Below are 17,138 nucleotides of genomic sequence, written 5' to 3'. Positions count from 1 at the left end.
GGGGGGGCGGGGAGTGGTGTAAACCCCCCTCCCCCCCCGGGGCGCCGTCGCGGCCGCGGCCGGCGCCGCGCGGGCGGTTCGGGCGCGGGTTGGCCTGGCGCTGGTGGCGCTGCAGCGTCCACACCTCGATGGTCGCCGGCTCCTCGGCGACGGCGTCGGCGAGCAGTTCGGACGCGGCCTCGGCGGGAATTTCCTCGCCGGCGGGTGCGGCTGAACCCTCGTCGGCGGTCTGAAGTACGTCGGTCGAAGCCGACTCCGTGGAAGCCGCGTCGTTCGTCGGCGTGTCGGCGTGCTCGGAAGCGGTCGCCTCGACGCCCGCATCCTCCTTCGCCGGCTCGACGGCGGCGTCCTCGGCGGGCGCTTCGTCCGGCGCGGCTTCCGCAACGGGCTCCTCGGCGGCGGGCGCCGCCTCGGGCTCTGGCGTTGCCTCGGGAGCGGGGACGGCCTCTCCGGCCTCCGCCTCGTGCGCGTTCGGCTCGGCCGGTTCCGAGACGGCGTCCGAGGTCGCCGCCTCGGCGGCCGCAGCCTCGGCGGGGCCGGTCTCGCCGGCTTCAGCTTCAGACGTGGCCTCGGGAGTCGCCTCGGTCGCACCGTCCGTCGCGCGTGCGACGGGCTGGACCGGCGTCGTCGGGGCGGCGGGCAGCAGCGGCACGGTGATCGCCGGGCCGGGCCGGGTCTCGGCGCTGTATCCGAGCGAGGTCAGGATCGAGGCGAAATCCTCGCCCGAGCAGCCGACCAGCGAGGTCATGCCGACGGTGGCGACGAACCCGTCCTTGTCGGCGGCGCCGGGGGGCGGCGCGCCCGGCGTGGTGCCGGGGCGGTAGGAGACGGCGGGACGGATCAGGTCGGCCAGCCGCTCGAGGATGTCGACGCGCACCGCGCGCTCGCCGCAGACGCGGAAACCCGCGGCGCGGTAGAGGCCCTTGGCGATCTCGGGATCGACCTTGATCGAGGTGCGGCCGGAGCCGGCGAGGTGCCCGATCTCGTCGAGGCCGCGCTGCTCCAGTCCGCCGTTCTGCAGGGCCCAGAGCTGGGCGGCGAGCGTCCGCGGCGCCGGCTTCAGCAGGGCCGGCAGGAACAGGTGGTAGGCGCCGAAGCGGACGCCGTGGCGGCGCAGCGCCCCGCGGCCGTCCTGGTCGAGGGTGCGCATCTCCTGCGCCACGCGGGCGCGCTCCAGCACGCCGAGCGCCTCGACGACCTGGAAGCCGATGCCCTTGGCGAGCCCGGTGAGGTCGGCGGCGGTCTCGATCTCGATCAGCGGCCCGAGCAGGCGCGTCACGTGCGCCTTCAGCCAGGCGTCGAGCCGCGCCACCACCTTCTCGCGGGCGGGGCCGGCAAGCGCGTCGTCGGCGAGGAGCCGGATCTGGGGGGCGAAGATCTTGTCGCCGGGCGCCAGCTTGGCCACCGGCGCGCCGGTCCAGCGGATCACGCCGTCGTGGCTCAGCACCAGCGAGGCGTCGGCGGCGGCGGAGAACCGCTCGGCGCGCGACTCGATCTCGCCGGCGAGCCCCTTCTCGGCGGCGCTGCGCAGCGTCTTGGCCTCGTGGCCTTCGGCGCTGGCATCGGGCACGAACAGGAAGCCGTGGAGGTGGCCGACATGTTGACCCTCGACGGTCACGTCACCGTCGGGGGTAATCTGGGCTTCGAGCATCGTGTTCTCTCTCAGGCGCCGCATCAGGACGCTGGTGCGCCGATCGACGAAGCGGCTCGCGAGGCGTTCGTGCAGGGCGTCGGACAGCCTGTCCTCTACCCGACGCGTCTCGCCCTGCCAATGTTCCGGATCGCGAAGCCAGTCGGGGCGGTTGGCGACGAAGGTCCAGGTGCGTCCGTGGGCGATGCGGCGGGACAGGGTCTCGATGTCGCCGTCGGTGCGGTCGATCATCGCCACCTGCTCGGCGAACCAGGTGTCGGGGATGCGCCCGGCCATGCCCTTCATCAGGAAGCGGTAGAGCTCGGCCACGAGGTCGGCATGCACTTGGGGGTGGACCTTGCGGTAATCCGGCACCCCGCAGACGTCCCAGAGGCGGCGCACCGCGGACGCGCCGCTCGCCATGGCACGGAAGTCGTCCTCCTTCATCAGGATCTCGAGGGCCTGCTGGTCCTCGCCCATCGGCGCCCGCGTCAGGCCGGGCTCGCTCGGGTGCACGTCGAGGCTCGCCTGCAACGCGTCGAGCGAGCGGAAGTCGAGGTCGGGGTTGCGCCATTGCAGGATGCGCAGGGGATCGAAGTCGTGGTTCTCCAGCCGCTCGATCATCTCGGGCTCGAACGGGCGGCAGCGCCCGGTGGAGCCGAAGGTGCCGTCCGAGAGGTGGCGGCCGGCCCGTCCGGCGATCTGCCCGAGCTCGGCCGGCGTCAGCTTGCGGAAGCGGGTGCCGTCGTACTTCCAGGTGGCGGCGAAGGCGACGTGGTCGACGTCGAGGTTGAGGCCCATGCCGACGGCGTCGGTGGCGACGAGGTAATCGACGTCGCCCGACTGGTAGAGCTCGACCTGCGCGTTGCGGGTGCGGGGCGAGAGCGCGCCGAGCACCACCGCCGCGCCGCCGCGCTGTCGCCGGATCAGCTCGGCGATGGCGTAGACCTCCTCGGCCGAGAACGCGACGATCGCGGTGCGCCGCGGCATCCGCCCGAGCTTCTTCTCGCCGGCATAGGTCAGCGTCGAGAGGCGCGGGCGCGTCGTGGTGTGGACGTTGGGGATCAGCGACTGCACCAGCGGCAGGATCGTCGAGGAGCCGATCAGCAGGGTCTCCTCGCGCCCGCGCTGGTTCAGCAGGCGATCGGTGAAGACGTGGCCGCGATCCATGTCGGCCGAGAGCTGGATCTCGTCGATCGCCACGAAGGCCACGTCGAGGTCGCGCGGCATCGCCTCGATGGTGGAGATCCAGTAGCGCGGCCGGTCCGGCTTGATCTTCTCCTCGCCGGTGACGAGGGCGACCTTGTCGACCCCGACGCGGGCGACGACCCTGAGGTAGACCTCCCGGGCGAGCAGCCGCAGCGGCAGGCCGATCATCCCGGTGGGATGGGCCAGCATCCGCTCGATCGCCAGGTGCGTCTTGCCGGTGTTGGTCGGCCCCAGAACCGCCGTGACGCCGCGCGCGCGGGACGAGGGCGGGAGGGAGCGGCGGTGCTGGAGGATCGGAGCCATCCCTTCGGCGCTGGGTGCCGCGCGAGCCGTCGAGGCACCGCATGGCGACGCATCCCGCCCCGGGGGGACGAGGCGTCAGTCGGCCGACGGCCTGCGCCGGAACGAGCGATCATATGGGGCGGGCGCCCGCTCTCCGCCAAGGCCGTAGGCCGATCCGTCGCGATCGGGGATGCCGTAGAGCTCGATCCGCGTCGACGGCCGCCCCGTCTCGATGTCGGCGCAGAGCGTGTCCGGCACGGCGGTGAGCGGCCCGCGGCGCCGGCCGCGCCCCTCCGTCACCTCGGCCGAGGAGTAGGCGTTTCCGCCGCAGGCGCTGGCGCCGGCCTCGAGCGGTTCGGCCGCGACCGGGCGCAGGGGGGCGAGCAGGGCGGCGCCCGCCAGGAGCGCAGCGCGCGCGACGCGGCGCATCCTCAGCGGCTCGCGAGGCTGCCGGTGGTGGCCGGCGCCTCGGCGGTGGCGGCGCCGCGCACCCAGCGGGTCGCCTCGATGATGTTGGTGCCGACCGTGGTCCGCACCGAGATCCGGATCGGCACCAGCATCCGCGTTCCCTCGACGGGCGCGAGCCAGACCGACATGTCGCGGTTCTCCTCCATGAAGCGCACCCCCGGCCGGTCGGGCCGGTGGCCGGCCACCGCCTGGTAGCGGGCGTTGCAGACCAGCACGGGGCCGGAGTAGCCCGGCTTCTCCACCGCCCGGGTCTCGCCGTAGCTCAGCACCACGTTGAAGCGGGTCGCACCGTCGAAGACCGGCAGCGTGCGGTTGCAGTTGTCGGGGTTGGTCAGCTCGCCCGAGGCCTGGGCCGGCATCAGCAGGGCGCTGGCCGGGTCCATGATCCCGCGCTTGTTGGCGGCGGTCACCGGCACGCGGTCGTCCACGTCGACGAGCGGCGGCGTCACCTCGGACTGGGTGACGTTGCCGTGGGCGAGCGCCATGCGCACGGCGATGCCGGAGTTGGCCGTGCGCGTCGCGATCGAGAAGGTGTTGGGCTGCGGCGCGGCGGCGATGATCCCGGCCGAGCGGGCCGAGCCCTGGCCGCCGGTGATCGCGCCGACGAGGCCGGTCAGCGTCGCCGAGACGTCGACGCGGTACTTCGCGCTCTCGAAGGTGCCGGCCAGCCGCGCGGTGCCGATCGGCAGGCCGGCGAGCGCGATGCCGTAATCGACGGCGATGCTGGCCGGCGCGGCCTTGCGCTCGCGCGCCTCGGCCGGCGACAGGGCGCCGGCGCCGAGGGCGGCGGCGAGAACGAGGCGCATCAGTGGGAAGGCGCTGCGGTTGGGGCGGGCGCTCATGGTCCGAATCGCATCCTCACGAGGTCGTCCGGGCGCCGGGCCCGACGACGCGGCGCCCTGGGGCTGCCCGGGGGTTGGTTATCGAAGCGACATGGTTAACAGGCCGTTCCGCCGACGCCCAGGGTCCGGGGGCGCGCCGCGGCGCGAGGGCGCCTGCGTTCAGCCTGTCGCGCTGCGTGCGCCGGCGCCTTCATGACGACGCGATGTCGGGTTTCGCCTTGACGGTCGCGGGCTGTCTCGCCTATAGGCCGCCACTCAGACACGACTGCGCAAGGCCTGGAACGACGTTCGGGTGGGGCTGGCCAGTCGGCGCACCCAGCCCATGAGGGCGGGTCGGGATCGCCCAGGAACGAGACAGGATAGCGTTATCATGGCACGCCGCTGCGAACTCACCGGCAAGGCCGTTCAGGTCGGCCACCTCGTGAGCCATTCGAACCGCAAGACGAAGTGCCGGTTCCTGCCGAACCTCTGCAACGTCACGCTGACCTCGGACGCGCTGAACCGCCGCGTGCGCCTGCGCGTCACCGCGCATGCGCTTCGCTCGGTCGAGCACCGCGGCGGCCTCGACGCCTTCCTCGTGAAGGCTCACGAGGTCGAGCTGTCGCAGACGGCCAAGCTGCTCAAGCGCGAGATCCACAAGAAGCTCGGCGAGACCGCGGCTCCGGAAGCCGTCGCCGCCTGAAGCCCTCGCCCTCGGGCGACGCGAGATCATGAACCGCCGCATGGACCCCGATGCCGGCGGTTTTTTCGTGCCCGCCACGGCGTTCGCCGGCGCGCCGCTCGACGCGATCAAGGGCGCGGCGGCCGTGCTGATGGTCGGCGACCACGTCGACACCATTCTGCTCGACGGCCACGCCGTCGCCCTGTGGCGGCTCGGGCGGATCGCCTTCCCGCTGTTCTGCGTGGTGTCCGTGCTGCACGTCGTGCGCGGCGCCGATCCCGGCCGCTACGTGCTGGCGCTGCTCGCCCTCGCGGTGCCGACGCAGGCCATCTACGCTGCCGCCTTCCCCTTCGGCACCACCGAAGGGTCGATCCTGTTCACCCTGGCGGCGGGCATCGCGTTCGCGACCGCGCTCGACCGGGCGGGCACCGGGCTTCGTCATGCGGCCCTGGCGCTCGGCCTCGCCGTGGTGCTCCTCGCCCCCGCACTCGCCAAGACGGCGGTGGATTTCGGCCTCGCCGGCATCCTGCTGCCGGCGGCGATCCTTCTCGCGCTTCGCGAGCCGCGCGCCTACGGCGCCTGGCTCGTCGCCACAATCGTCGGTCTGAACTGGCACGGCTGGCACCCGCGGGGCGAAACTCCCTGGATCTCCGCCCTCATCGACGCCGCGACGATCCTCGTCGGCGTCCCGCTGGTGCTCTTCGTCGCCCTGCGGCTGCGAGGCCGGCCGCGCTTCCTGCCGCCCTACGCGCTCCAGGCGTTCTACCCGGGGCACCTCGCCGTGCTGGTCGCGCTGCGGGCTCTCACCTGAAGCATTTTCGAGCGAGGTGGATGCCGGCTCGCGTGAAGACAATGCGATCACACAGTCAGTAAGGGCATTCCCGTGATCCGGGGATCATGGAAAATGCTCTCAGGCGTCAGCGCCGGCGTCCGCCGAAAGCCCGCATCGGGGCGCGGCCGCCGGCATCCTCCTCGAACAGCTCGGCGAGCTTTTCGGTCATCGCGCCGCCGAGCTCCTCCGCGTCGATGATCGTCACGGCGCGGCGGTAGTAGCGGGTCACGTCGTGGCCGATGCCGATCGCCAGGAGTTCCACCGGCGAGCGCTGCTCGATCTCCTCGATCATCCAGCGCAGGTGCCGCTCGAGGTAGTTTCCGGCGTTGACCGACAGGGTCGAATCGTCGACCGGCGCGCCGTCCGAGATCACCATCATGATCTTGCGCTGCTCGGGCCGGGCCAGGATGCGCTTGTGCGCCCAGTCCAGCGCCTCGCCGTCGATGTTCTCCTTGAGCAGCCCCTCGCGCATCATCAGCCCGAGGTTTTTCCGCGCCCGGCGCCAGGGCGCGTCGGCCGACTTGTAGACGATGTGGCGCAGGTCGTTGAGGCGGCCCGGTGCGTTCGGCTTGCCGGCGGCGAGCCACGCCTCGCGCGACTGGCCGCCCTTCCAGGCGCGGGTGGTGAAGCCGAGGATCTCGACCTTCACGCCGCAGCGCTCGAGGGTGCGGGCGAGGATGTCGGCGCAGGTCGCCGCCACGGTGATCGGGCGGCCCCGCATCGAGCCCGAGTTGTCGAGCAGCAGCGTCACCACCGTATCGCGAAAATTGGTGTCCTTCTCCTGCTTGAAGGACAGCGGCTGGAACGGGTCGATGACCACCCGCACGAGGCGCGCCGGGTCGATCTGGCCCTCTTCGAGGTCGAAGTCCCAAGCACGGTTCTGCTGGGCGAGCAGCCGGCGCTGCAGGCGGTTGGCGAGCCGCCCGACGACGCCCTGGAGATGCGAGAGCTGCTTGTCGAGGTAGCTGCGCAGCCGCGCGAGCTCCTCGGCGTCGCACAGGTCCTCGGCGTGGATCACCTCGTCGAACTTCGGATTGAACACCCGATAGTCCGGCCCGCGCAGCTCGTTGGCGGCCTTCGACGGCGGGCGCCAGGATTCGGAGGCTTCTTCCGAATCGGCGTCCTCGGATTCCTCCGGAAGCTCGCCGGACGGCGCGTCGGCCGCCTCCTGCGCGCCCTCCTCGATGTCGTCGGAGGCCTCTTCCGAGGTCTCGACCTCGGCGCGGTCGCCCTGGCTCTGCTCCTCGGCGTCGCCCTCGCTCGGGGTCTGCTCGTCGTCCTGGGCCTCGTTCTCGTCGTCGTTCTCGTCGTCCTCGGGGTCGAACGGCGTCTCGTCGGCCATGTCGAGGGAGGACAGCAGCTCGCGCACGGAGCGGCCGAACCCGCGCTGGTCCTCGATCGAGCCGATCAGACCGTCGAGGTTCGGGCCGGCCTTGTCCTCGATGTGCGCGCGCCACAGCTCGACGATGCGCTTGGCCGCCTCCGGCGGCTGCTGGCCCGTCAGGCGCTCGCGCACCATCAGGGCGACGGCGTCCTCCATCGGCGCGTCGGCCCGGTCGGTGATGTTCTCGTACTTGCCGCCGCGGTGGTAGCGATCCTCCAGCATCGCGGAGATGTTCGAGGCGACGCCCGACATCCGGCGCGAGCCGATCGCCTCGACGCGGGCCTGCTCGACCGCGTCGAACACCGCACGCGCCGCGGAATTCTCCGGCGCGAGCCGGCGATGGACCGTGATGTCGTGACAGCCGAGGCGCAGCGCCATGGCGTCGGCGTTGCCGCGCAGCACCGCCACGTCGGCGACGGTGAGCTTGCGCGGCGGCTCGGGCAGGCGCGCCTTGTCGCCGGTGAGCGCCGGCCGGTCGGTGGCGTAGGTGACCTCGACCTCGGAGCGCTTGGCGATCGCGCGCAGGCACCCGGCGACCGAGCGCTTCAGGGGCTCGGCGACCGGCTCGCGGCGTTCGCCGGGCTTGCGGTTGGAGATGGACATGGATGCTACTTCTTAACGGAATCGAGGTCGAAGGGACGCTCGCGGATATCGTCCCAATCGTAGGGGCAAGTGTCCGGAAACTCGTCGGGGTCCAGATGGGTCTCGTTGGAGGCCCAATCCCGCGCATCCTGATAGGCGCCGTCCCGCGCCTCCACGATCCGCGACCTCAAGCCGGGATTCTGCTGCAGGATGCGACCGACGCGGCGGCGCTGTTCGCGGATCGAGTAGATCCAGCTCGGCGTGCGATGCTCCGGTTGCTGGTCCCATTTCAGCATGTGCATGAGGAGGACGCGCAGGCAGCTCTGGAGCTTTGAGAACTCGCTCTTCGACAACCCCTCCAGCTCCTCGGCGACGTGGTCCAGATCGAGGTCGTCGAACCGGCGGGCGCGCAGGAGGTCGGCCTGTTCGAGGAGCCAGCCGTAGAAATCATCTTCGTAACGAGGACGCGACGGAGCCGATCCGCCGGCCTTCGCGACGACGGGGGCGTCTTTCAGGGCCGGCTTACCCATCGCATCCTCTCCATCAAGCTCAGCTCAGCGCGACGTTCATCGCGCTCTCGGGCAGCTCCTTGCCGAAGGCGCGCTGGTAGAACTCGGCGACCAGCGTCCGCTCCAGCTCGTCGCACTTGTTGAGGAAGGTGACGCGGAAGGCGAAGCCGATGTCGCGGAAGATGTCGGCGTTCTCGGCCCAGGTGATCACCGTGCGCGGGCTCATCACGGTCGAGAGGTCGCCGTTCATGAACGCGTTGCGGGTCAGGTCCGCGACGCGCACCATGCGGCTGACGACGTCGCGCCCCTGGTCGCCCTTGTAGTGGGTCGCCTTGGACAGGACGATGTCGACCTCGCGGTCGTGCGGCAGGTAGTTGAGCGTGGTGACGATCGACCAGCGGTCCATCTGGCCCTGGTTGATCTGCTGCGTGCCGTGATAGAGGCCCGAGGTGTCGCCGAGGCCGACCGTGTTGGCGGTGGCGAACAGCCGGAAGGCCGGGTGCGGGCGGATGACCCGCTTCTGGTCGAGCAGCGTCAGGCGGCCGGACAGCTCCAGCACCCGCTGGATCACGAACATCACGTCGGGGCGGCCGGCGTCGTACTCGTCGAAGACCAGCGCGACGTTGTTCTGCAGCGCCCAGGGAAGGATGCCGTCCTGGAAGGCGGTGACCTGCTTGCCGTCCTGCAGCACGATCGCGTCCTTGCCGACGAGATCGATGCGCGAGACGTGGCTGTCGAGGTTAATCCGCACGCAGGGCCAGTTCAGCCGGGCGGCGACCTGCTCGATATGGGTCGACTTGCCGGTGCCGTGATAGCCGGTGACCATCACGCGGCGGTTGCGCGCGAAGCCGGCCAGGATCGCCAGCGTGGTCTCGCGGTCGAAGATGTAGTCCGCATCGAGATCGGGCACGTGCTCGCTGGTTTCCGCGAAGGCGGGCACCTGGAGGTCGATGTCGATGCCGAAGGTGTCGCGGACGGAGACCGTCCGGTCGGGGAGCATGGCGGGCTTGTCGTCAGAGAGCATACGGAACCTCGTAGGGCGGTCTTCCGACGGGCATCGGATCGAAAGCCGCGCGGAACTTGTCTCGGGCCTCGCCTCGCCGGGCGAACGCCGCCGGGATGCAGGCCCTTCCTTAACCGTCGTCGCGCCGGGGCGCCACAGACGGGCAGGCGTTCAGGGCAAGGCCCACATATAGGTCGGCGTTCGGAGAATTCCGGTCGTTCGCGCGCGAAAACCGCTCGCCGCGTCGCGACGCCCGGCTTTGCATCGATCGTGCCGGCCTCAGCAGAGGCCGGCCGCGCGCAACACGTCGTGCGCCCGGATGATGTCGCGCAGGCGCTCCTCGAAGGAGCGGTCGCCGCCGTTGGCGTCGGGATGGAAGCGCTTCACCAGGGCCTTGTACTGCGCCTTGATCGCGGCGGTGTCGGCCCCTTCCTCGAGACCCAGCACGTCCAGCGCCCGGCGCACGGTCGCCGACAGCTTCGGCCGCGCCGGCTCGGCCGGGGCCTGACGGCCGCGGGTGCCGCCGACGCCCTCGGCGCGTAGCACGCCGAGCGGGTCGACGTAGGCCCAGTCGCGCGTCGGCGCGTCGGCGGCCTTCGCCGCCGCCGGGCGGTTCACGCCCATCGCCCAGGTCGGGCGGTGGCCGATGATCGCGTCCTTCTGGAAGGCCTGAACGGCGTCGTCGTTCATGCCGTCGAAGTAGTTGTACGTCGCGTTGTAGGCCTTCACGTGGTCGATGCAGAAGTTCCAGTACTGCCCCTCGGCGCGTCGCCCCTTGGGCGCGCGGAACAGGCCGGCATGGGTGCAGCCCTCCGCCTCGCAGGTGCCCGCGGGCTTGCCGCTCGCAGTCTTGCCGGCCGAGTTCTTGCCGGCCGAGTTCTTGCCGCCGGCCGTCTTGGGCTCGTCGCAGGTGCGCCGGATGCGGATGCTGTCGAAGAGGGGCGAGTTGAGATCCATGACGGGGCGATTATGAGGGGGTGGACCCGAGACACAAGGGCGCCGGGCCTGATGACGCATGCGGGCGAACGGGCTTGACGACCCGGCCGCCAGGTGACGCGGCTGCGACGCAACACGAGGGATGGACGGATGACGGGAACGGCGACGCTGCGGGACTGGATCGAGGCCAAGCTGGCGGCGGAACTCGCGCCGGCCCGCCTCGACGTGGTGGACGAATCCCACCTCCATGCGGGCCATTCCGGCGCGCGGCCGGGGGGTGAGACGCATTTCCGCGTCGATGTGGTCTCGGACGCCTTCGAAGGGAAGAGCCGCGTCGACCGCCACCGCGTCGTCAACGCGCTGCTGGCCGAGGCGTTCGCCCGCGGGCTGCACGCGCTGGCCGTGAAGGCGCGCACGCCCTCGGAAGCCGGCTGAGCCGGAAGGGGAGGGGGCCGTGGCCCTGGTCTGCACGCCTCAGATCGCCATCGACGAGGCCGAGCTGCACGAGACCTTCGTGCGGGCCTCGGGCCCCGGCGGCCAGAACGTCAACAAGCTCTCGACGGCGGTGCAGCTGCGCTTCGACGTGCGCCGCTCGGCCGCCCTGCCGAACGCGGTGGCGGTGCGCCTGATGCGGCTCGCCGGGCGGCGGCTCACGGCCGACGGCGTGCTGGTGATCAGCGCGCAGCAGTTCCGCACGCAGGAGCGCAACCGCGCCGACGCCCGCGAGCGGCTGGCCAAGCTCGTCGCCGAGGCCGCCGTGCCACCGGTTCCGCGCCGCGCGACGCGCCCGACGCTGGCCTCGAAGAAGCGGCGGCTCGAAGCCAAGACCCAGCGCGGCGCGACCAAGCGCCTCCGTGGCGCGCCGGTGGATTGACCACGCCTCCTCCCGTTCCCGCAGAAGCGACAGGACTCACGCATCCCCGCGTCTGGCACCTCTTTTGACGCGCATTCCCTCGCCCCGCGTGCGGGGAGAGGGCTTTGCCGACCTCGTCGTCGGCAAAGCGAGGCGGCAGCCGAAGGTGAGGGGGCTGACCCGGAGGAGGCTCATCCGTTCGCGCCCCCTCACCCTCGCTTCGGCTTCGCCTCCGCTACCCGTCTGCACGACGGGATGCAGCCGGGCCTCTCCCCGCACGCGGGGAGAGGGGGAACCCGCGGGTCATCGGTGTCCGCAGCGAAATAGGCAAAACGATCGCCCGTTCGGAGGAGGGGATGTCCCGACTCCGCGGTCAGTGGATCGCGTCGATCGCCTTCGCGTCGGGGCTCGCGTCCGGCGCCGGCGAGGAGCCGGCCACCAGCTCGCTGCCGGGCTTGGCGATCGTCAGGACAACGGCGATGAAGGCGAGCAAGGCCGCGAGCGCCGCCGGGAACAGGAAGGCGCTCTCGCCGTAGCGGATCTGCAGCAGGCCGCCGACCACCGCGCCCGACGACAGGCCTGCCCAGAGCGGCGCCTGGATCCAGAACGACGAGGCCACCGTCCCGAGGATCAGGTTGGCCATGCCGGTGCCGAAGCGGACCACCGCGCCCGTGACGTAGGTGAGCGCGATGCTGCGACCGCCTTCGTCCTGGAGGATCGCGTTCTGCAGGCCGAGCGCCAGGACGATCGGATAGGCGTGCAGCGGGAAGGCGAAGGTGCCCCACGGCATCAGCAGGCCGAGCGCCAGCAAGGCGGCCTCGATCGTCAGCAGCACCGAGAGCCGCCAGCGGCCGACCCAGGCGGCGATCAAGGTGCCGAGGAAGGCGCCGAAGCAGAAGACCAGCAGCACCGTGACGACGCGCAGGGTGTTCTCCCAGTCCGCGTTCGCCACCGCCACGCCGAAGCGCGTGGTGTTGCCGGACATGAACGACATGAACAGCTGCGAGAACTCGAGGAAGCCGATCGAGTCCGTGGCGCCGGCCAGGAACGCCAGCACGATCGCGAAGGGGATGCGGGTCGCCGCGCTCGCCGGGAAGGCCTTGTCCGGCGGGTCCCCGGGGGCGGTCTTCTCGTTCACCATGTAGGGCCTCGAAACGTGGTGGGTCGCGCCCGCTTCTCCCGTGAGGGCGCAGGGGGTCGAGCGGGCGGCGGTGGGATCGACGGCTATAAAGAGCCGAGCACGGCCAAGGTTCAACTATGCACGGCCGGCAGGGTGATATTCCTCACCTCGCTCTCCGGCGCCGGGATTAAGCGGCCTCCACTCCCGTGCTTGCACTACGTTTGACTGCGATCACGGTGCGTCCGGGAACGTCCGCGCCGTTCTCGCGCCGGACCACCGCTGAACGGATCGCGAGGTCGCCGAAGCCCGCGGCCTCGGCGGCGGCCGCGAGGTAGGCGTCGGCGTGGGCGTAGCGGCCGTCCGGCCCGAGCACGACGCCGTCGCCGTCGTGCGATTGCACGGTGAAGGCGGCGCGCCCGTCCGGGCGCAGCACCCGCGTCATGCCGGACAGCACCGTCGCGAGCGGCCCGAGATAGATGAACACGTCGGCCGCCACGCAGAGGTCGGCGGAGGCCGCAGGCTCGCCCGCGAGGAAGTCCTCGATCCCGGCCTCGACGAGGCGCGCATAGAGGCCCTTGCGCCGGGCGAGCGCCAGCATCGCCGGCGCGATATCGACCCCGGTGAGCGTCCCGACGCGGGCGCCGAGCGCCGCGCCCATCAGGCCGGTGCCGCAGCCGAGGTCGATCGCGTGGCCGTAGCGGGGGGCGCCGCCCGGCTCCCTCTCCCGTGCGGGAGAGAATTGGGGCGAGGGATGAGAACTGTCCGGAGAGGTCACGCCCCTCATCCCACCCTTCTCCCCCTGGGAGAAGGAGCCCCGCGGCGGTTCCCGCGATCCATCGTAGGCGTCGAGCGCCGCGCAGAGCAGCGCGGGGCCGCAATAGCCCAGGCCCTCGACGAGGTGGCGCTCGAAGCGGCCGGCATAGCCGTCGAACAGGGCGCGCAGGTAGGCCGGCGACAGCACCGGCAGCGCGGCGTCGCCGGCGATCCGCGCCAGGTGGACGAGGGTGCCGAGCGTGTCCTCCGGGTCGAGGTCGCGTCCGGTCTCGTAGGCACGGAGCGCCGCCTGGAACAGGGCCGGGTCGGCGGCGCCGGCCGCGGCCTCGGCGGCGTGCCGCGCCTCGCGGGCGCGCCCGAGCAGCACCCAGGCGGCGGCGAAGCGCGGGGCGCGTTCCAGCGCCTGCTCGGCCATCTCGGCGGCGCCGACGCAGTCGCCCTCGGCCAGGCACGCCTCGGCGTAGGCGAAGCGACGGTCGGCCAGCAGGTCGCCGGAGCCGGCCTGGTGCATTGCGAGAATCGATTTCACGGCGGGGATCGATTCGATGGCGGGGATCGATGTCATGGGGGATCGATCCGGGTCTCGTCGGGACGACGCCCTATATCGTCGGCGACGCCACCCCTCGGTAGACCCATCCTCCGCCAGACCCAACCCTCGACGAGACGGGACCGATGACGCTTCGCGCCGGCGACCTCCTGACCCTGACCCGCGAGGGGCTGTACTGCCCGCTCGGGCGCTTCCACGTCGACCCCACCTGGCCGGTCGAGCGGGCGCTGATCAGCCACGGCCATGCCGACCACGCCCGGGCCGGCCACGGCAGCGTGCTCGCCACGGGCGAGACCCTGCGCATCATGGCGGTGCGCTACGGCGAAGATTTTTGCGGTGCGCGCCAGGAGGCCGTGCTCGGCGCGGACGTCCGCGTCGGCGACGTGACGGTGCGGTTCGCCCCCGCCGGGCACGTCCTCGGCTCGGCGCAGATCGCGATCGAGGCGCAAGGCGTGCGCGTGGTGGTGTCGGGCGACTACAAGCGCGCGCACGATCCGACCTGCCGGCCGTTCGAGGTGGTGCCCTGCGACGTGTTCATCACCGAGGCGACCTTCGGCCTGCCGGTGTTCCGCATGCCCGACACGGCGGCAGAGGTGCGCAAGCTCCTCGATTCCGTGGCTCTGTTCCCCGAGCGCGCCCACATCGTCGGCGCCTACGCGCTCGGCAAGGCGCAGCGGGTGATGATGCTGCTCCGCGAGGCCGGCTACGACCGGCCGATCCACCTGCACGGGGCGATGGAGAAGCTGACCGAGCTGTACAAGCGCGAGGGCTTTGCGCTGGGCGACACGCCCAAGGTGGCCGCCACCGACCGCGCCGGCCTGAAGGGCGCCATCGTGCTGTGCCCGCCCTCGTCGATCCAGGACGTGTGGTCGCGGAAATTCCCGGACCCGGTGACGAGCTTCGCCTCGGGCTGGATGCGGGTGCGCGCGCGTGCCCGCCAGAAGGGCGTCGAGCTGCCGCTGGTGATCTCCGACCATGCCGACTGGCCCGACCTCTGCCGCACCATCCGCGAGACCGGGGCCGGCGAGGTCTGGGTCACGCACGGGCAGGAGGACGCGCTGGTGCACTGGTGCGGGACGCAGGGCATCAAGGCCAAACCGCTGCACATGCTGGGCTACGGCGACGACGGCGACGCGGAGCCGGCGCCCGTCGAGGCGGCGCAAGACGCCGCTGATGAGGTCACCGACGAGGCCGCCGCGTGAACGATTTCGCCGAGCTTTTGGACCGCCTCGCTTACGAGCCGCGCCGCAACGCGAAGCTGCGCCTGCTGCAGGACTACTTCGCGAAGACCCCGGACCCGGAACGCGGCTACGCGCTCGCGGCGATGACCGGCACCCTCAGTTTCCGCGAGGCCAAGCCCGCGCTGATCCGCGGCCTCGTCGAGGCGCGGATCGACCCGGTGCTGTTCCGGCTCTCGCACAACTACGTCGGCGATCTCGCGGAGACGACCGCGCTGATCTGGCCGGGACCCCTCGCGGACGAAGCGCGGGTCCCCGCTCCCGAACGGGAGAGGGAGCCCGTCGGCGCTCCCGGCCCCGGCCACAACAACCCGCCTCCGCACGTGCCGACGCTCGCCGAGGTGGTCGAGACCCTGTCGACCATCCGCAAGGCCGACCTGCCTCAGCACCTTGCGACCTGGCTCGACGCGCTCGACGAGACCGGGCGCTGGGCGCTGTTGAAGCTCGTCACCGGAAACCTGCGCGTCGGCGTGTCGGCGCGGCTCGCCAAGACCGCGGTCGGCGCGCTCGGCGGCCACGAGGCGGACGCGGTCGAGGAGGTCTGGCACGGGCTCAAGGCCCCGTTCGAGACCCTGTTCGCCTGGGCGGAGGGGCGCGGCCCGCGGCCCGAGACCCTGAACCCGGCCCCGTTCCGGCCGCCGATGCTGTCGCACCCGATCGAGGAGGAGACCGACTTCGACAAGCTCGCCCCGGCCGACTTCTCCGGCGAGTGGAAGTGGGACGGCATCCGCGTGCAGCTCGTCGGCGGGCGCGACGCGGCGGGCGAGCAGGTGGCGCGGATCTACTCGCGCACCGGCGAGGACATCTCCGGCGCCTTCCCGGATTTGGCCGAGGCGGTCACCTTCACGGGGACGCTCGACGGCGAGTTGCTGATCCTGCGCGAGAGCCGGGTGCAGAGCTTCAACGTGCTGCAGCAGCGCCTCAACCGCAAGGCGGTGACGGGCAAGCTGACGGAGGAGTTCCCGGCGCATGTGCGCGCCTACGACCTGCTCACCGCCGACGGCGAGGACCTGCGCGGGCTCGGCTTCGTGGAACGCCGCGCCCGGCTCGAAGCGTTCGTGGCGACGCTCGACCACGTGCGGATCGACGTCTCGCCGCTGGTGCCGTTCTCGACCTGGGAGGACCTGGCCGCGGCCCGCGCCGACCCGGCGGCTTTGGGAGCCGGCTTGGATGCCGACGCCATCGAGGGCGTGATGCTCAAGCGCCGCGACAGCCCCTATCTGCCCGGCCGCCCGAAGGGCCCGTGGTGGAAGTGGAAGCGCGAGCCGCACCTCGTCGACGCGGTGATGATGTACGCCCAGCGCGGCCACGGGAAGCGCTCGTCGTTCTACTCCGACTACACGTTCGGCGTGTGGCGGGACGGCGCCGACGGGCCCGAGCTGGTGCCCGTCGGCAAGGCCTATCACGGCTTCACCGACGCGGAGCTGGCCAAGCTCGACCGCTATGTCCGCAACCACACGGTGAAGCGTTTCGGCCCGGTGCGCGAGGTCGCCTACGGGACGGAGGGCGGATTGGTGCTGGAGATCGCCTTCGAGGGCGTGCAACGCTCCACCCGGCACAAATCGGGCGTCGCCATGCGATTCCCCCGCGTCAGCCGCATCCGCTGGGACAAGCCGGCAGCCGAGGCCGACCGGATCGACCTTCTGGAACGCATCCTGGCGCGGGGCGAGCGCGAGACGATGCCGGGCACGACCTTGGAGATCGCGGAATGAAGCGTGGCACGGTGGGGACGGTCGAGGCGCTGTTTTCCGGCTCCGTCCGGCGCCAGGCCGGCGGGCGGCTGACGATCGCCACGCCGGGGCCGGGCTTCACCGAGTTCACCGACGCGGTCGCCGCCTTCGTGCGCGACAGCGACGTCTCGGACGGCATCGTCACGGTGTTCTGCCGGCATACCTCGGCCTCGCTGACGATCCAGGAGAACGCCGACCCGGACGTGCAGGCCGACCTGATGACCGCGCTGGACGGCTTCGCCCCGCGCCACGCGGCCTACGTCCACGGCGCCGAAGGACCGGACGACATGCCCGCCCACATCCGCACGATGGTCACCGACGCCACCCTGTCGATCCCGGTGGTGGACGGCCGCCTTGCGCTCGGCACCTGGCAGGGCGTGTACCTGATCGAGCACCGCGACCGGGCGCACCGGCGGGAGATCGTCTTGGTGGTGGTGGGGACGTGAGGCGGACGCGCTGATCCCGCGATCACACCCGCCCCGTCATTCCGGGCTCTGCTTCGCAGCCCCGGATTGACCGAGGTTGGAGGGACGCCGTC

16 protein-coding genes are annotated in these 17,138 nt (G+C 71.7%); 7 read left to right on the top strand and 9 right to left on the bottom strand.

Features of this window, described 5'->3' with window-relative positions; translation table 11 throughout:
- The 3 genes from FV234_RS16035 to FV234_RS16025 all read right to left on the bottom strand — a co-directional run.
- Positions 1 to 3,142: helicase-related protein (locus tag FV234_RS16035; RefSeq protein ID WP_147830365.1), on the bottom strand; the 3,142-nt coding region annotated here is incomplete at its 3' end.
- 75 nt (positions 3,143 to 3,217) lie between these two features.
- Positions 3,218 to 3,550: a hypothetical protein gene (locus FV234_RS16030; RefSeq protein ID WP_147762780.1), complete on the bottom strand. Its 333-nt coding sequence runs from the start codon at positions 3,548 to 3,550 to the stop codon at positions 3,218 to 3,220.
- Positions 3,551 to 3,552: 2 nt separating this feature from the next.
- Positions 3,553 to 4,431, bottom strand: coding sequence for a DUF3108 domain-containing protein (locus FV234_RS16025; protein WP_147830363.1), 879 nt, complete (start codon positions 4,429 to 4,431; stop codon positions 3,553 to 3,555).
- Positions 4,432 to 4,801: 370 nt separating this feature from the next.
- On the opposite strand from FV234_RS16025, the gene rpmB reads away from it, so the two are divergent.
- Both rpmB and FV234_RS16015 read left to right on the top strand, forming a co-directional pair.
- Positions 4,802 to 5,113 carry a 50S ribosomal protein L28 gene (gene rpmB, locus FV234_RS16020; protein WP_147754427.1) on the top strand — a complete coding sequence of 104 codons (312 nt, stop codon included), beginning with the start codon at positions 4,802 to 4,804 and terminating at the stop codon, positions 5,111 to 5,113.
- 28 nt (positions 5,114 to 5,141) lie between these two features.
- Complete coding sequence (locus FV234_RS16015; RefSeq protein WP_147830361.1) at positions 5,142 to 5,903, top strand: TraX family protein; 762 nt, start codon at positions 5,142 to 5,144, stop codon at positions 5,901 to 5,903.
- A gap of 106 nt (positions 5,904 to 6,009) precedes the next feature.
- Here FV234_RS16015 and cobT read toward each other — a convergent pair whose 3' ends face one another.
- The 4 genes from cobT to FV234_RS15995 form a co-directional block, all read right to left on the bottom strand.
- Positions 6,010 to 7,911 (bottom strand): cobaltochelatase subunit CobT, encoded by a 1,902-nt coding sequence (cobT, locus tag FV234_RS16010; protein ID WP_147754425.1) that lies wholly within the window; start codon positions 7,909 to 7,911, stop codon positions 6,010 to 6,012.
- A gap of 5 nt (positions 7,912 to 7,916) precedes the next feature.
- Positions 7,917 to 8,420, bottom strand: a complete 504-nt coding sequence (locus FV234_RS16005; protein ID WP_147762777.1) for a DUF29 domain-containing protein — start codon at positions 8,418 to 8,420, stop codon at positions 7,917 to 7,919.
- A gap of 19 nt (positions 8,421 to 8,439) precedes the next feature.
- Complete coding sequence (cobS, locus tag FV234_RS16000; protein ID WP_147754424.1) at positions 8,440 to 9,423, bottom strand: cobaltochelatase subunit CobS; 984 nt, start codon at positions 9,421 to 9,423, stop codon at positions 8,440 to 8,442.
- 258 nt (positions 9,424 to 9,681) lie between these two features.
- A complete protein-coding gene (locus tag FV234_RS15995; RefSeq protein WP_147830360.1) occupies positions 9,682 to 10,359 on the bottom strand; it encodes a J domain-containing protein in 678 nt (225 codons plus the stop codon).
- Between the two features lie 129 nt (positions 10,360 to 10,488).
- Here FV234_RS15995 and FV234_RS15990 point away from each other — a divergent pair, with 129 nt between their 5' ends.
- Both FV234_RS15990 and arfB read left to right on the top strand, forming a co-directional pair.
- Positions 10,489 to 10,773 carry a BolA family protein gene (locus tag FV234_RS15990; protein ID WP_147754698.1) on the top strand — a complete coding sequence of 95 codons (285 nt, stop codon included), beginning with the start codon at positions 10,489 to 10,491 and terminating at the stop codon, positions 10,771 to 10,773.
- A 19-nt stretch (positions 10,774 to 10,792) separates the two neighbouring features.
- A complete protein-coding gene (arfB, locus tag FV234_RS15985) occupies positions 10,793 to 11,212 on the top strand; it encodes an alternative ribosome rescue aminoacyl-tRNA hydrolase ArfB (protein WP_147754697.1) in 420 nt (139 codons plus the stop codon).
- Positions 11,213 to 11,564: 352 nt separating this feature from the next.
- On the opposite strand, the gene FV234_RS15980 is transcribed toward arfB, so the two are convergent.
- A complete protein-coding gene (locus FV234_RS15980; protein WP_147754696.1) occupies positions 11,565 to 12,332 on the bottom strand; it encodes a YoaK family protein in 768 nt (255 codons plus the stop codon).
- 166 nt (positions 12,333 to 12,498) lie between these two features.
- Positions 12,499 to 13,596, bottom strand: a complete 1,098-nt coding sequence (locus FV234_RS15975) for a methyltransferase domain-containing protein (protein ID WP_147762794.1) — start codon at positions 13,594 to 13,596, stop codon at positions 12,499 to 12,501.
- Between the two features lie 161 nt (positions 13,597 to 13,757).
- Between FV234_RS15975 and FV234_RS15970 the strand changes: the two genes are divergently transcribed.
- Genes FV234_RS15970 through FV234_RS15960 form a run of 3 tightly spaced genes read left to right on the top strand, consistent with a single transcriptional unit; the run spans position 13,758 to position 17,046 of the window.
- Positions 13,758 to 14,834: a ligase-associated DNA damage response exonuclease gene (locus FV234_RS15970; protein WP_147762775.1), complete on the top strand. Its 1,077-nt coding sequence runs from the start codon at positions 13,758 to 13,760 to the stop codon at positions 14,832 to 14,834.
- Entirely contained in the window at positions 14,831 to 16,582 is a 1,752-nt protein-coding gene (locus FV234_RS15965) for a cisplatin damage response ATP-dependent DNA ligase (protein ID WP_147762774.1), read from the top strand. The genes FV234_RS15970 and FV234_RS15965 overlap by 4 nt, the downstream gene beginning before the upstream one ends.
- Positions 16,579 to 17,046 carry a secondary thiamine-phosphate synthase enzyme YjbQ gene (locus FV234_RS15960; RefSeq protein WP_147762773.1) on the top strand — a complete coding sequence of 156 codons (468 nt, stop codon included), beginning with the start codon at positions 16,579 to 16,581 and terminating at the stop codon, positions 17,044 to 17,046. The genes FV234_RS15965 and FV234_RS15960 overlap by 4 nt, the downstream gene beginning before the upstream one ends.
- Positions 17,047 to 17,138: the final 92 nt, after the last annotated feature.

The sequence above is a fragment of the Methylobacterium sp. WL8 genome, from assembly GCF_008040045.1.
GTDB classification, from domain to species: Bacteria; Pseudomonadota; Alphaproteobacteria; order Rhizobiales; family Beijerinckiaceae; genus Methylobacterium; species Methylobacterium cerastii.
The sequence above is the reverse complement of the archived record's forward strand: the minus strand, read 5'-3'. Positions and strand labels throughout refer to the sequence as shown.